8 protein-coding genes and 3 CRISPR repeat arrays are annotated in these 14,767 nt (G+C 69.8%); of the genes, 7 read left to right on the top strand and 1 reads right to left on the bottom strand.

Going from position 1 to position 14,767, the window contains the following annotated elements:
* Positions 1-40: 40 nt before the first annotated feature.
* A CRISPR array of direct repeats spans positions 41-495; the repeat unit is 28 nt; unit sequence GAGCAACCCCCGCGGACGCGGGGACGAC.
* 489 nt (positions 496-984) lie between these two features.
* A complete protein-coding gene (locus ACFVIU_RS34625; protein WP_385847450.1) occupies positions 985-1,494 on the top strand; it encodes an SUKH-4 family immunity protein in 510 nt (169 codons plus the stop codon).
* Positions 1,495-1,502: 8 nt separating this feature from the next.
* A CRISPR array of direct repeats spans positions 1,503-2,079; the repeat unit is 28 nt; unit sequence GAGCAACCCCCGCGGGCGCGGGGACGAC.
* Between the two features lie 838 nt (positions 2,080-2,917).
* Complete coding sequence (locus ACFVIU_RS34620) at positions 2,918-3,961, top strand: hypothetical protein (RefSeq protein ID WP_385847448.1); 1,044 nt, start codon at positions 2,918-2,920, stop codon at positions 3,959-3,961.
* Positions 3,962-4,008: 47 nt separating this feature from the next.
* On the opposite strand, the gene ACFVIU_RS34615 is transcribed toward ACFVIU_RS34620, so the two are convergent.
* Positions 4,009-4,476 carry a hypothetical protein gene (locus tag ACFVIU_RS34615; protein ID WP_385847447.1) on the bottom strand — a complete coding sequence of 156 codons (468 nt, stop codon included), beginning with the start codon at positions 4,474-4,476 and terminating at the stop codon, positions 4,009-4,011.
* Between the two features lie 442 nt (positions 4,477-4,918).
* A CRISPR array of direct repeats spans positions 4,919-6,288; the repeat unit is 27 nt; unit sequence GAGCAACCCCCGCGGGCGCGGGGACGA.
* A 233-nt stretch (positions 6,289-6,521) separates the two neighbouring features.
* Here ACFVIU_RS34615 and cas3 point away from each other — a divergent pair.
* The 5 genes from cas3 to cas5e all read left to right on the top strand — a co-directional run bounded on the left by cas3 (position 6,522) and on the right by cas5e (position 14,766).
* A complete protein-coding gene (gene cas3, locus ACFVIU_RS34610) occupies positions 6,522-9,455 on the top strand; it encodes a CRISPR-associated helicase Cas3' (protein ID WP_385847445.1) in 2,934 nt (977 codons plus the stop codon).
* Positions 9,456-9,795: 340 nt separating this feature from the next.
* Positions 9,796-11,487 carry a type I-E CRISPR-associated protein Cse1/CasA gene (gene casA / locus ACFVIU_RS34605; protein ID WP_385847444.1) on the top strand — a complete coding sequence of 564 codons (1,692 nt, stop codon included), beginning with the start codon at positions 9,796-9,798 and terminating at the stop codon, positions 11,485-11,487.
* Positions 11,484-12,665 (top strand): type I-E CRISPR-associated protein Cse2/CasB, encoded by a 1,182-nt coding sequence (gene casB, locus ACFVIU_RS34600; RefSeq protein ID WP_385847443.1) that lies wholly within the window; start codon positions 11,484-11,486, stop codon positions 12,663-12,665. Before casA ends, casB begins: the two co-directional genes overlap by 4 nt.
* Before the next feature lie 125 nt (positions 12,666-12,790).
* On the top strand, positions 12,791-13,969 hold the full coding sequence (gene cas7e / locus ACFVIU_RS34595; protein WP_385847442.1) for a type I-E CRISPR-associated protein Cas7/Cse4/CasC: 1,179 nt from the start codon (positions 12,791-12,793) through the stop codon (positions 13,967-13,969).
* A complete protein-coding gene (gene cas5e / locus ACFVIU_RS34590; RefSeq protein ID WP_385847441.1) occupies positions 13,966-14,766 on the top strand; it encodes a type I-E CRISPR-associated protein Cas5/CasD in 801 nt (266 codons plus the stop codon). The genes cas7e and cas5e overlap by 4 nt, the downstream gene beginning before the upstream one ends.
* The last annotated feature ends 1 nt before the right edge of the window (position 14,767 follow it).

Genomic DNA, 14,767 nt, shown 5'->3' with positions numbered 1-14,767 from the left:
GGACGACCCCGCGTAGATGCCGTGCCGGCCCTTCTCGGTCGAGCAACCCCCGCGGACGCGGGGACGACGTCGCGTCCACCGGCCGGATGAACGGCTACAGCGAGCAACCCCCGCGGACGCGGGGACGACTGATCGTCCCGGTCGACCTCGACCCAAGCACCCGAGCAACCCCCGCGGACGCGGGGACGACCACCCGCAGCCCGGCCCGCTCCTGCGCGCCGAGGAGCAACCCCCGCGGACGCGGGGACGACCCCAGCACCCACCGGCACCCGGCGTCCGTCGAGGAGCAACCCCCGCGGACGCGGGGACGACGGGACGCCGCGATCGGGCAGCCAAGACCTGAAGGAGCAACCCCCGCGGACGCGGGGACGACGGTCAGCCAGGCAAGGAAGGAGCGGGCGGCCTGGAGCAACCCCCGCGGACGCGGGGACGACTCCAGTCACGTGTGCAGCTCTCGCGCTCTTGGGGAGCAACCCCCGCGGACGCGGGGACGACACTTGTTGAGCTGGGGTGAAGCTACCAAGAACTGGGTTTTTCATTCACGTGGGTTCCGCTCTGATTTCTCACATCGGTGATCGACGACCTGCCGGGTGGTGTTCCGCCCAGCGGGAGGTGTGAGGAACTTCCCCGGCAGGTGGCAGACCACGCCCTTCGGGCTCGTCCCCGCGCCCGCGCGGGGGTACTCGCTCACCCCGCAGGGCAATGCAGGCTCAGCGCCCTCCGGGCTCTGGCAGCCCTCGGCCCGCAGGCTATGGCCGCCCGCCTCCAAGCCCTCGCCACCGCCCACGGCCTTCTGCTAGGGGCCGTCTGGCCGCGGCCACCTTCTTCGATGAGGACGTACCGGGGAACGCAGTCGCTGACTGATCGCAGTGGCGTCCCCCGGTCCCGCTGCCCTGATCATCCCGCCGGCGGTGCGGGGAGCAGTTGCTCTGCTTCGTAGGCCTATGGGTGTTGCCTGGCAGTCCATTGGTAGAGGATCTTCCCGTGAGCGAGTCTCTGCCGCCGTTACCGAAGCCCGAATTCTTCTTGATCACCGTCGAGACATCGCCGGAAGTACCCACCCAGATCGCTGTCCACCTCGGGAAGACCGGCATCCCAGGCCGTTTGATCGGATACGAGTACCGGCCGCTGAGCGAGCCGGTGTACTTCGCAGGGATCGGCGAACGGGGCCTGGTCGCCATCGCGATGAGCGGCTGGTCCGGACGTATCGCCGTTGACTTGTCCAGTGGTCACGTGGTGCAGGTCCCCAGTGTCGAGTCAACGCCAACCCACCACGTGAACCGCGACCTCGACTCCTTCAACCGATGCGCCGCGGCCGTGATCACACGCTTCCCGTTCTATACAGAGGGTGACGAAGAGATGTTCGAGGAGGTGGCGGAGGAACTACCCGAACTCATCTCAGGCATCGACGGGACAGCTCTCGCGGACAACGGTTTCTGGGAAACCTTCTGCGACGACGTGGCGATCGGGGACTATCCGGACTGGCATGCATGATCCGGACGAGACCATCCCCGCGGGCGCGGGGACGACTTGTACGGGTCGTTGGGATCGTAGGTGTGGTAGGAGCAACCCCCGCGGGCGCGGGGACGACGGAGCAGGGGCGTGCACAGTGAGCCCCGGAACAGAGCAACCCCCGCGGGCGCGGGGACGACAGCCTGTGGGTCCTCCTGCTCTGCTCCGGCACCGAGCAACCCCCGCGGGCGCGGGGACGACAAGGAGGGCCAGCTGCCCGGGTCGGTGTGGTCGGAGCAACCCCCGCGGGCGCGGGGACGACTCCTCCAGAGGACTCGCGAGGATCTCCGGAGCCGAGCAACCCCCGCGGGCGCGGGGACGACCGACTCCGAAGCCCGCCGCCTCCACCACCGCCGGAGCAACCCCCGCGGGCGCGGGGACGACACCAGCTCGTCTAGGAGCGGCTCGACCCGGGTGGAGCAACCCCCGCGGGCGCGGGGACGACCCCGCGGGCGGCGTCTGGGTCAACGGGACCCGGGAGCAACCCCCGCGGGCGCGGGGACGACCTGGCGACGGTGGCGTCGGAGGCGATGACGAAGGAGCAACCCCCGCGGGCGCGGGGACGACACTTGTTGAGCTGGGATGACGCTACCAAGAACTGCGTTTTTCATTCACGTAGGTTCCGCTCTGATTTCTCACATCGGTGATCGACGATTTGCCAGGTGATGTTCCGCCCAGCCAGATGTGTGAGGAGCTTCCCCAGCAGGTGGCAGACCACGTCCTGCGGGCTCGTCCCCGCGCGCCCACGCGGGGTACTCGCTCACCCCGCAGGGCAGGGTCACCATGCTGTCGCAGGCGTGGAGAGCCGCCGGTAGTTCCTGGCGGGTGCGTGTGACTGGGGCCTGCCGTGTTTGCCGTTCTGGGCTGCCAGGAATCGTGACGGTCGGGTGATCTCGGTCAGAGTGTCATGGTGATCAGGACAAGTCAGGCTCGTAGGACACGTTTTCGCTCGCGTGTTCATGAGTCTGTGTGCTGACCAGTCGTTGGAGGTGAGATCCGGCGGCGCATCAGTTCGGGGGTTTGTAGATGGGCAGTACAGGGTGGTCGCCGTCTGGCGGCAGGCTGCTGACGGCACTTACGGCCCTCGTTGTCATGTCCGCCGCCGCCCCGGCGTTGGCGAGCGCGGAGGAGCGGGGCGAGCTGCGGGTGGAGTCGTACGTTTTGCCGCTTGGTGAGGTGAATTCGCCGCTGCAGGAATTGGCGACTCCGCAGGGGCGAAGCCACTTGCAGCAGTTGGCGGGGCAAGCTGATTCTGGCGCGCGGCTGGCGCAGGAGACGAGGGGGCCGGCGGCCGCGTATGCGCCCGTGTCGCGTCGGGCCTCCGCTTACGCGTCGTCGGGCGATGATTCCAGGGGGGGCGCCGGGGGCCGGGCCGGGTGTGTCGGCACCGGAACCGGCGAGGACGATGACGTTCGACGAGTGTAAAAAGGGCTTGGGTTCCGACAACCCGTTCTTCGTGAAGTCGCGGTTCGCCGTGTGTGATGGCGCCTCGTTCGTTCAGGAGTGGCTTGTCAACGGCCGTCCCTCCGGTGCCAGCATGTTCAATCTGCGTGTCGTCGGAACCATCGCGAAGAACAGTCGCACCATCGACTATCAGTACTACTACACCGATTTTGAGGTGACCGGCAGGACCGGGGCCCTGACCATGCCCATCAGCACCAAGGGAACCACCCCGAAGACCTGGCCGTCGGGTGCCCACTTCACGCAGGGCGGGAACATGCCCGGCACCAAGACGTGGTCGCAGTTGAAGGCGCTGCGCACGTTTCACCACACGATGAACGCCAAGCCCGGCCAGGGAAGCGGACGCTCGGATGTGTTGGCTGCGGTCTACGAGCCGGCGGTCAGTTTCCAACCGCCGGCTCCCTGGCAGCTGAGCGGCGACACAGGCGGCAAGCTGTTCATGCTCGCACCTCTATGGGACGCTGCGTCCTATCTGCCGAACTCCACCGGTGGCGGAAACCCGGCGAAGAAGGGTGCGGCAAGCTTCGCCTACTACGCGTCGCTGACTTTGAGTGCGAAGCCGGGGGCGGAGGAACGTGCCGAAGCCCAGCACATCAAGACGGCGTTCACGCATCCGGAGGACACCAAGCCGTACATGTCGGCTAAGAATGTGCCCGGTCAGACTGTCAAGGCTCCGCTGCACCGGACAGTGAGCGGGAAGCGGAACGAGGACAACCGCAACGCGGCGAAGAAGCAGTGCAGGCGCTACTGGGGGGACGGGTACTCCCATGGTGGGACGCGCGATTGCGACGAATACCCGTTCGCCAGTACCTATGAAGGTGCTGCCGAACACGACTACGACCCTGAGGTGCGGAAGTTCAACTTCTCGGTGAAACCCATCGCCAAGGAAGACAACCAGGCTGGTGGGCTCATCCTGAAGAGCTTCTACAGCAAGGACCGAATCCTCGACGGCATGGACGACGGCTTCATCGTCAAGATCATCGGCTGATGCACCTCACCTCGGAAGCGGCCGGCCACTCCCGCACGTCACGGGGGCTACGAACCGGCAGGCCAGAACTGTACGAGGTAGCGTTCGACTCCTTTGATGCTTTCCTCGCTCTCGGCCAAGGCCTTGACATCAGCCCGGCCCGAGGAACTGACACGCACGCGCCATAACCCGCTCGAGTCCGCCAGCGTGACCAGGTCATCGAGCCGGCCCAGGCTCATCGACCACACCGCGACCTGGCCGCTGACCGACTCGAAGTCTGCCTCCGCCTGCTCTTCCCACGCTGCGGCGTCCTGCACAGGCGCGGGCCCGTCCCACACCTCAACCGTGAGAGAGGCAGTGTGGGTATGGCCGGCGCTCGTGATGTCCAGGCGTCCGGGATGGGTACTCAGGAAGGCGCCGAAGTTGAATTCGTCCGGGAACTCCAGCTCGAGGAGCGAATCGTCGGATTCCTGCAGTGCGAAAGCGTGGTAGCCCACGAAGACATCAACATGCTGCTCACGGACAAGCTGCGGCACGAGGCGCCCCTCTAGGGATGTAGACGACTGGCCATCGCCTGCGATCATATGGCGGGGCCACCGACCGGAACGCTGCACTGCGTGAACTGGGCGGCGGCCGGCGCCCAGGCAGCCGAATGGTGCCGACGCGGCCTGAGACCTGGCCCGGCGAAGGACCACAGGGCTGCTGCGGCAGCACTATGCGACCAGCGCCCGCTGGGCCGCCCTTACCCAGGCCGTGGAGCCGATGCTGGACGCCTTCACCACCGGCAGGACTACCACGGTCGCCGAGACTTCCACCCGCGTCATGCTGGATGTCCTCGGCTGCAGGGACAGATCTTCACCAGCAGCAGCCTGCCCTCCCCGCCGGGCCGCTCCCTCCGGCCCGCCGACCAGGCCGGCGCAACCGGGCGCCCGCGCATACCTGCGCGGGACCACGGGCAGACGCCTGACCGGCTCGGTCGAGCAACCGCCTCGGGCACGGGGACCACACCAGGTGCGGCTCGGCGTCGTTGATCGCGGGCGAGCAACCCCTGCGGGCGCGGGGACGACGAGCACTACCAATCGCACATGCGGATCGAAGAAGAGCAACCCCCGCGGGCGCGGGGACGACAATGTGTGTTAACTCAAGGGCGGCGCGATGAAGGAGCAACCCCCGCGGGCGCGGGGACGACCAGCCACATCGGCATACCCCTTCCCCTCCGGTGGAGCAACCCCCGCGGGCGCGGGGACGACGAATGGTCGGCTCCAGGAAAGGGGCCTGGTCGAGAGCAACCCCCGCGGGCGCGGGGACGACTCCGGGAGCGATCACCAGGCGCGGGCGGGGTCCGAGCAACCCCCGCGGGCGCGGGGACGACTCGACGGGCCTCCCGTCCGTCGGGCACGGCGTCGAGCAACCCCCGCGGGCGCGGGGACGACACCCAGTCGCCGTTGAGCACGGAGTGCCCGATGGAGCAACCCCCGCGGGCGCGGGGACGACACGCCCGCCCACGGGGAGCCGCCCCACTGGAGGGAGCAACCCCCGCGGGCGCGGGGACGACAATGTGGGGGAGCAGCAGGGCGCATCCGGGTCAGAGCAACCCCCGCGGGCGCGGGGACGACCGGTAGGGGCCGGTGATGGTGATCACGTACAGCGAGCAACCCCCGCGGGCGCGGGGACGACGCCATCAGCAGCGCGTGCGTGCGGTTGTACTGGGAGCAACCCCCGCAGGCGCGGGGACGACCACAGCACCAGCCATTCGCGGGCGGCTTTCGAGGAGCAACCCCCGCGGGCGCGGGGACGACCGGACGGCCCCCCTAGGTACAACGCGAATAATGGAGCAACCCCCGCGGGCGCGGGGCCGACTCGTCAACTGACGAAACCTGGGCCGTGGCCTGGGAGCAACCCCCGCGGGCGCGGGGACGACACCGCCGAGGCCGTGACCGCGACCGGCGTAACGGAGCAACCCCCGCGGGCGCGGGGACGACCAGGCCGGTGTCGATCGTCGGATAGGCGCCGTTGGAGCAACCCCCGCGGGCGCGGGGACGACGCCCGCATCGGCACCACGATGCTCTACCGCTGGGAGCAACCCCCGCGGGCGCGGGGACGATTCGGCTTCTTCCGGGCGGTGGGCCTCTTACGAGGAGCAACCCCCGCGGGCGCGGGGACGATTTCGTGCCCGCAGGGATCTCCCCCTTCCGGATCGAGCAACCCCCGCGGGCGCGGGGACGATCCACGGGAAGGCTGATCTCCAGGGCGAACCCAGGAGCAACCCCCGCGGGCGCGGGGACGATCGGCCGAGACTGGGCGGACCTTGCGGGGTCCACGAGCAACCCCCGCGGGCGCGGGGACGATACTTGTTGAGCTGGGGCGACGCTACCAAGAACTGGGTTTTTCATTCACGTGGTTTCGACTCTGATTTCTCATATCAGTGATCGATTCCCTGCCAGGTGATGCTCTGCTCAGGCAGACGTGTGCGGGAGATCCCCGGCTGGTGGCCGACCACTCCCCCGCCTTTCGGGGCCTGGGTACGACCTTGATGTCAGTGGCGGGGTTTATGGTGCCGGCACCTTGGATTGGGGGTGCCATGTATCGGGAGGCTTCGGTCGTCGAGTTGATGAAGGCGATGGGGCTGTCGCCGGAGACTGTCGAGCGGGTGTCGCGGCTGTGGGGGAAGTCGGCCGCGCGCAACGGTGGACGAACTCATCTGTTGCTGGGGCATCTGCTTGACACGGCTGCTGTGGCGGGAGTGATGTGGGACCGGTACGTGTCAGCCGGTTTCCGGCGGCGGCTGGACGAGATCAGCGGGGGCCGGGGGCGACTGTGGTTCATGTGGGTGTGCGGCATCCATGACTGTGGGAAGGCGTGCCCGGCGTTTCAGGCGATGGACGCGGCCGAGGCGGCGCCGGTGCTGGCGGCGGGGCTGAGGTGGGGGCGGTTACCGGCGGGTCGGCAGAGGCGGTGGCGTCATGATGTGGCCGGAGCCGTGCTGCTGATGCCGCGGCTGGTTGCCGAGTGGGGTGGCGAGGAGGCTGCCGGGTGGGTGTGGCCGCTGGTCGCCGGACACCATGGGACGTTTCCGTCGGCCGCTGCTCTGAGCCCGCCGCGTGGAGCGCAGGGCAGGGGTGCCGTTTGGGAGGAGGCCCAGCGGGCGGTCGTGGACGTTTTCACGCGTGCCGTGGGCTTCAACGATCTGGCGGATGCGCGGCCAGCGGGCTCTTTGCGGAAGGCCGAGCAGCTGGCGCTGTCGGGTCTGATCGTGATGGCGGACTGGGTCGCTAGCGACAGCAGTCAGTTCCCCGGCCTTGCAGATGCCGGTCTGGTCTCCTTCGCCGAGGCGCGACGGCGTGCGGTGGCGGCATGGGAGCGGCTGGGGCTTCGGGGCGGCTGGGGGGATCTGCCGTTGCCGGACAGCGCGCTGGCGCCGCTGACTCATCGGCTGGGTGTGCAGCCGCGGGCGTCGCAGCGGGAGCTGGTGGAGCGGGCGTGGTCGATGCCGGCGCCGGGGCTGCTGGTGGCTGAGGCTCCCATGGGTGAGGGGAAGACGAAGGCGGCGCTTGCGGCCGCTGAGGTTCTGGCGGCGCGGTTCGGTCTCGACGGGGTGTTTGTTGCGATGCCGACGCAGGCGACGAGCGATCCGATGTATGAGCAGGTGCTGCGGTGGGTGCGCACCTTTGACCCGGAGTTGGAGTCACAGGTTGCGCTCCTGCACGGCCGTCGGCGGTTCAACGCCTGGTGGCGGGCCATCTGGGAGGGTAAGTCGCGCCCGGACGGTGACGGGTGTGGGTGCGGGGTCGAGGGCCGCCCCGGGGTGGTGGACCTGGCCGACGACGACTTTGGTGCGATTGACGAGGACGCCGATTACGGCATGGCGTCAGCTCAGTCTTCGACAGGCCGGGCGACCGGTTTCGGGGTGGACGGTCCGGCGTATTGGTTCTTGGGGGACAAGCGCGGACTGCTCACCGCGTTCGCGGTGGGCACGGTTGATCATCTCTTGCATGCGGCGACCCGGACCCGGCACGTGATGTTGCGGTTCGCTGGGCTTGTGGGGAAGGTCGTCGTCGTGGACGAGGTTCACGCTGCGGATGTCTATATGCGGCAGTTCCTTGTCGAGGCGTTGCGCTGGCTGGGGCAGGCGGGGGTTCCTGTGGTGCTGCTTTCTGCGACGCTGCCGCCTGCTCAGCGGCAGCTGTTCGTCGACGCTTACCTGTCTGGTGTGCTCGGCACGGCGGATGTGCATCAGGATGTGCCGGAGCCAGCCGGGTACCCCTGTGTCACGGTGGCCTACGGCGTGAACGGCGGGGCGGTCGTTGAGACGTCGCGGGAGGCGGTGGGGTCCTGGCGGGAGTCGGTGCCGGTGCAGCTGGCCTGGCTGGCGGATACGGATCCTTCGGGGAAGCGGGTTGCCGCGGCTGCGCGGGAGGCCGTCGCAGGCGGAGGAGTTGCCCTGGTGGTGGTCAACCAGGTCGACCGGGCTCAGGGGATCTACCGTGATCTGTGCGAGGGCGGCTTCGACGGCGTTGTGTACCTGCTGCATGCGCGGTTGTGCGCTGCCCACCGTGCGGAGCGGACAGCGGAGTGCCTGCGTCTTATGGGGCCGGAGGCCGGCGATGGCCGGCCGGAGCGGATGGTGGTGATCGCCACCCAGCTCGCTGAGCAGTCCTTCGACGTGGACGCTGACGTACTGATCACCGACTTGGCGCCGACCGACTTGCTCCTGCAGCGCATCGGCCGACTGCACCGTCACGGTGGTACCCGTCGTCCGGCCGCCCACCGCGTGCCTCGGGTGGTGGTCACCGGTGTGGCATGTGGGGAGGACGGGACACCACGGTTCCTGCGGGCCTCGGAGCGGATCTATGGCCTGTGGTCGCTGCTGCGGGCGGCGGCCCTGGTGTCGGAGGCTGCAGGGGCTCTGACGGCTGCGGACGCGGGCGGGCCGGCGGGGGAGTGGAGCATTCCCGCTGACGTGCCGGGTCTGGTGGCGCGGGCGTACGGGGAGACCGGGATTTGTCCGGCAGGGTGGAACGAGGCCGGCGCGTGGGAGCAGTGGCAGGCGAGGGAACGGAAGCGGGAGGAGGGCGCCGGGGAGTACCTGCTGTGCCGCCGGCGGGAGTGGGCCTTTCCGACGCTGGAGGGGCTTCACTATGCCGGCAGCCGGGCCGCGTCGGAGGAGGAGCTGGATGCCGTCGTCCGGGATGGTGATCCGTCCGTCGAAGTGGTCATCGTGCGACGGGTTGCCGGCGGTTACCGGGCTGTCGACGGGACGTGGCTGGGGGTGCACGGTGAGGTGGATGACGATGAGGTGACGGACCGGCTGATGGGCGGCACTGTCCGTCTTCCTTCGCGTCTTACGGAGGCGGCCCGGGCGGAGCTGGGTCCGCTTGCGGGGTGGGCAGGCCGGCCCTGGCTGCGCTTCCGGTCGGCGCTTGTGCTGGAGGAGGACGGTACGGCGCTGCTGGGCGCGGACCGGGTGTCGTATGACGAGGTGCTGGGGCTGGTCATTGAGCGGGGTTCGAGGTGAGTCGGCTGTGGAGCCGGGCCGGGACCGCTTTCCCCCGCGTGGCGGGGACGGCTTTTGGTGCTGGGTGAAGTAGCAAGCGGGAACACCCCCGTGGAACTCGCTCCGTTTCGGGGAGGGCTCCGGCTCCACGAGCCGTGCGCAGAGTACCTGCTTCCTGGCGGGATTTTTGTGGTTTGGCAGATGTGTCGCCGAGTCGCCGGATCCGCTTGAAGTACCAAACGTTGCCTGACACGCTGTCCATGCTCAACAGAGACCAACTTCCCATGAAAAGACGGGATTTGGTCTGTTCAATGCGTCCGGGGGGACGTGGGAAGGCTCATCCATGGAGGGGGGAGCAGCCATGACCGGCGAGGGAGACCTCGTTCACGACAGATGGCTCCAAGTCGTCGTTCGTGATGACGTCCGGCAGGGCGTCGGCCTGGGGGAGGCGTTATCCGAGGCGCACGCCATTCGGCGTCTTGAGCTGCCGGTGCACACGATGCTGCCGGTGGTGCTCCGCCAGCTGCTGCTGCCGGTGATGATCGACGCCCTCGGAGCACCTCGGACCCGGCAGGAGTGGAGCGAGCGGTTTCACCGTGGCCGCTTCTCACAGGAGGAACGGGACCGCCTCGCGCACTATATGGGCCCCCGCTACGGCGACCGGTTCCATCTGTTTCACCCGGAGCGCCCGTTCGCTCAGGTCGCCGGCCTGGAAGCGTTGAACAAGGAGACGAAGACGGCCGCTCAGCTGGTGCCGTCCGTGGCGTCCGGGAACAACGTTCCCCTGTTCAGCGCGCTCAGCGAGGCCGACGAGTTGCTGCTCCCGCCGGGGGACGCGGCGCTGTGGCTGCTGCACGTGCATTGCTGGGACACCGCGTCGATCAAGACCGGGGCTGTGGGGGACCCGCAGGCGAAGAACGGGAAGACGACCGGGAACCCGACTGGGCCGCTCGGTCAGCTCGGAGTAGTCGTCCCCACCGGCGAGACGCTGTACGAGACGCTGCTGCTGAATACACCCATCCTGTACGACGGGCTGGAGCCGGGGGACCGGCCGCAGTGGGCGTGGAACGAGCGCCCGGCCGGCCTGGGCTGCAAGTCGCCGGCCGAGGCTGTCTGGTCCGAGCGCCCGGCGACCGGTCTGCTGGACCTGCTCACCTTCCAGGCCCGCCGGATCCGGCTGATCGCCTGGGAGACGGAGCAGGGGCTGCGGGTTCACCGGGCCATCGTGTCGGCCGGCGACCGGCTGGCGCAGACGCCCGAGGACGAGCCGCACACAGCGTGGCAGCACACCGCCAAGCCGAAGAAGGGACAGCCCCACCGGCGGCCCCGCCGGCACACCTCGGGCCGCGCCGCCTGGCAGGGGCTGGGAACGCTCCTGGCGATGACGCTGCCCGTGCAGGGCGACGGTCCCTACACCTCGAAGCTGCTGCGCCAGATCGGAGACCTGCAGCACGCCGGGGTGCTGTCCGGGCAGTATCCGCTGGGGCTGGAGACGTCGGGTCTGGAGTACGGCACGCAGTCCGCCGTGGTGGAGAACGCCCTCGGCGACGACCTGCCCCTGCCTGTGAAGGCCCTGCTCGCTCAGGACGACGGGCTGCGTGAAGCCCTGCTGGACTGCGTGGCGCAGGCGGACCAGGCCGCCCGGGCCCTGGACGGTCTCAACAACGACCTGCGGCGTGCCGCCGGCGGCGATCCGCTGCCTCGTGACAAGGGCAGCAGGCCGTCCGCGCAGTTCTTGCACAGCCTTGATGGAACCATGCGCCGCCTGCTCGCCGGCCTGCGGACCGTCGGCGAGGACGACGAGGAACTGCTGGAGCGTGCACTGCTGGCCTGGGAGCAGTGCGTGCTGATCGCCGCCGACCGGGAGGCAGACCTCCTGATGGCGGCAGCCCCGCCGCGGGCGGTGGTGGGCCGCACGGTGAAGAACGGCGACAAGGAGTTCGTCTACCGCAGCGGCAAGGCTCTCGGCGTCTTCCGGGCCAGGCTCGCCGACATCCTGCCGCGGGCCTGCGAGGAACGCCGCGTTCAGCGCGAGGAGGCGGCCGCAGCATGACAACCACCAGCAGCTCCGGCGGCATCCGCCCCTCGGCGGGCCGGACCCGGCTGTTCTTCTGGGAGGAGGCGGCCCGGGACTGGCAGTCGGCGCGCGCTCAGGGGCGGCGACCGGAATTCCCCGAGTACGTCGCACGCAACCTGCGCATCCTGCGCGAGGCCGTCAACCGGGAGGCCGGCACCGATCCTTCCCTGCGGTCCGTGCATCGCGTCCCCCTGCTGGACGACGGCTGCGACCGCCTTCCTAGCCGCTACGTCGCAGAGCACCACACGCTCACCCTGTTCGGGCTGCACCAGCATGCCGTGTCCGAGCCCGTCCACCAGCCGGATGTCGGTCTGGGAACCGCCTGCCTGATGCTGCGCCGCAGCCAGGCGCTGACGCAGGCCTCCGTGGAGCGGCGGCTGATCGCGGCCGCGACCGCTCAGGACCTCCACGAGCTGGTGCAGCACCTTCAGCGGCTCGTGCCGCTCCTGCGGCAGGCGGGCATCGGCCTGGACTACACCCGCCTGTTTCGCGAGCTGACCGCATGGGAGGGACCGGGCCGCAATCGGGTGCTGCGGTCCTGGGGCCTGCAGTACACCGATCCCGGCACACTGGCCCCCGAAGACGAGGAAAATGCCGGGCCGGAGCGGGCGCCGTACTGGGTGACGTTCGACCCCGCCAGCGCGCAGGCGGGAGCGGAACTGGCCGCGCTGCGCTCGGGCACCGGCCGCGAGCCGGGCACGGTCGCTGCCATGTGGCCGTTCCACCGCACCCGCATGGCATCAAAGTGGCGGAACAAGGGATCCCTCACCCGGGACCTGGTGGCCGAGCACACCGCGCTCACCCTCTTCGCCCGCCACCAGCACACTCACGACCGGCGGATGCACCTCACGGGCCACAGCCCGGGCACCGCCGCTGGCCTCCTCGCCCGCAAGGCTGCCGCGAACAGCGAAGGCAAGGCCGCCACCGCCGCGCTGGAGCGACGCTTGGGCCTTCTGCTCACCTCCGCCGACGCCGACGAACTCGCCATGCATCTGCGGTCCTTCGTCCCGCTGCTGAACCAGGCCGCAGTCGGACTCGACTACGACCTGCTCCGCACCGCTGTGCGGACCTGGGACGACCCCCGCCGCCCGGATGCCGCCTCCGGCTTCCGGCAGCGGTGGGACCGCGACTTCCACATCGCCGCCTCCTCCTGACGCCACGCGGGCGAGCCGGCCGTTACCGGCCCCAAAGGCTTTCGGGCCGGCGCCACCCCGCCACGTCAACCCGTCCTCCTGCGCGCCCGCTCGCGCGGCGCCCCCTGCCTTCAAGGAGTCATGCCATGAGCCAGCCCACCCTCTTCGTCGAGGTCCACATCCTGCAGAGCCTGCCGCCGTCCAACGTGAACCGGGACGACTCCGGCACCCCGAAGCAGGCGGTCTACGGCGGTGCCCGCCGCGCCCGCGTTTCCTCGCAGGCGTGGAAGCGGGCCACCCGCACCGAATACGCCAAGCACGTGCCGGAAACGGACCGGGCCACCCGCACCAAGCGGATCGCCGCCCTGCTCGCCCAGCGTCTCGCCCTCCCCGCGGCCGAGGGTGGCGCCGGCCTCACCGGCGAGCAGGCCGACCGCCTGGCCGCCGCCCTGCTGGAGCCGCTCGGCATCACCAAGTCCGCCAAGCAGGCCGACCAGTCCGCCTACCTGCTGTTCTTCGGCAAGAAGCAGCTCGACGCCCTGGTGAAGCTGCTTGACGGCCGCGCTGCCGAGCTCGCCGTCCTGCCCGACGACGATCTGAAGAACGCGGTGAAGAACCTCGCCGTCGTCCAGACCCTGTCCACCGGGCACCCGGCCGAGGTCGCCCTGTTCGGCCGTATGGTCGCCGATCTGCCCGCCCTGAACGTGGACGCCTCCGTCCAGGTCGCGCACGCCCTGTCCACTCACGCCGTGCGCACCGAGTTCGACTACTACACCGCCGTCGACGACGAGAACCACGACGACCACGGCGCCGGCATGATCGGCACCGTCGAGTTCAACTCCTCCACCCTGTACCGCTACGCCGTCCTCGGCGTGCACCAGCTGCGGGAGAACCTCACCGACGCCGAGGAGACCCGACAGGCCGCGGTCCGGTTCGTCGATGCGTTCACCCGGTCCATGCCGACCGGACACCAGAACTCCTTCGCCCACCGCACCCTGCCCCACCTGGTGCTGCTGACCGTCCGCGCCGGCCAGCCCGTGAACCTCGTCTCCGCCTACGAAGAGCCCGTCACCGGCGTCACCGGCCTGGCCTCGGAATCCGTCGTGCGGCTCGCCGACGAACTCCAGGCGGTCGGCGAGACCTGGGGCGACAAGCCGCTTCGGACCTTGGCCACCTACACCGCCGAAGGCGACAAAATCACCGAGGCCTTCGGCCCCTCCCTGTCCTTCCCCTCCCTGCTCGACTCCGTCGACGCCCTGCTCGGGCAGTGGCTCGCTGACGGCGAGATCGCCCCCGCCCAGAGCGCGGAGGCCGGCGCCCGATGACCGGCACCGACCACGCCGTGCTCGTACTGCGGCTGGCCGCCCCGCTCCAGTCCTGGGGCGGCCCCTCCCGCTACAACCGGCGCGAAACGCGTCCCCAGCCCACCAAGTCCGGCATCCTCGGCCTGCTGTCCGCCGCCGAGGGCCGCGACCGTGAGGCCCCCCTCACCGACCTGGTCGGCCTGCAACTCGGCGTCCGGGTGGACCAGCCCGGCACCCTGCTGCGGGACTACCACACCTACAGCGACTACCGCGGGCTGCCGCTGCTGTCGGCCAAGACCAACGCCAAGGGACAGCAGACCCGGACCACCCCGCCCAAGTACACCGGCGTCACCCAGCGTTTCTACCTCCAGGACGCCGTCTTCGTCGCTGCCCTCCGCGGCCCGAAAGCCCTGATGGAAGGCCTGGAAGAAGCCGTCCGCCACCCCGTTTTCCCGCTCTGCCTCGGCCGCCGCTCCTGCCCGCCGACCGGACCCGTCAGCCTCGGACTCCACGCCGACACCGGGCTGGAGGAAGCCCTGAAGGACGTGCCATGGCAGGCAGGCGCCCACCGCCGCCGGCAGGCCCGCAGCGCCACCGTGTCCCTGGAGGCCACCATCGAGGACCCGGCCGGTGACCAGCCCGCCGTCGACGTCCCCGACACCTACGACCTCAAGACCGGAACCCGGTTCGGCCGGCGCGCCGTCCGTCACCTCTGGGTCACCGTCTCCACCGGCCGCACCCAGCCGGCCCGCCCCCCAGCGGACACCGGCACCACCGGACACTCCGACCACGACCCGTTCGCCCTCCTGGGCTGGTGAC

This window comes from Streptomyces sp. NPDC127190 (genome assembly GCF_042672505.1).
Lineage (GTDB): Bacteria > Actinomycetota > Actinomycetes > Streptomycetales > Streptomycetaceae > Streptomyces.
The sequence above is the reverse complement of the archived record's forward strand: the minus strand, read 5'-3'. Positions and strand labels throughout refer to the sequence as shown.

Coding starts and splice junctions, on each gene's coding strand:
- ACFVIU_RS34620 (WP_385847448.1), top strand. CDS start 2,918: ATGACGTTCGACGAGTGTAAAAAGGGCTTGGGTTCCGACAACCCGTTC.
- cas3 (WP_385847445.1), top strand. CDS start 6,522: ATGTATCGGGAGGCTTCGGTCGTCGAGTTGATGAAGGCGATGGGGCTG.
- casA (WP_385847444.1), top strand. CDS start 9,796: ATGACCGGCGAGGGAGACCTCGTTCACGACAGATGGCTCCAAGTCGTC.
- casB (WP_385847443.1), top strand. CDS start 11,484: ATGACAACCACCAGCAGCTCCGGCGGCATCCGCCCCTCGGCGGGCCGG.
- cas7e (WP_385847442.1), top strand. CDS start 12,791: ATGAGCCAGCCCACCCTCTTCGTCGAGGTCCACATCCTGCAGAGCCTG.
- cas5e (WP_385847441.1), top strand. CDS start 13,966: ATGACCGGCACCGACCACGCCGTGCTCGTACTGCGGCTGGCCGCCCCG.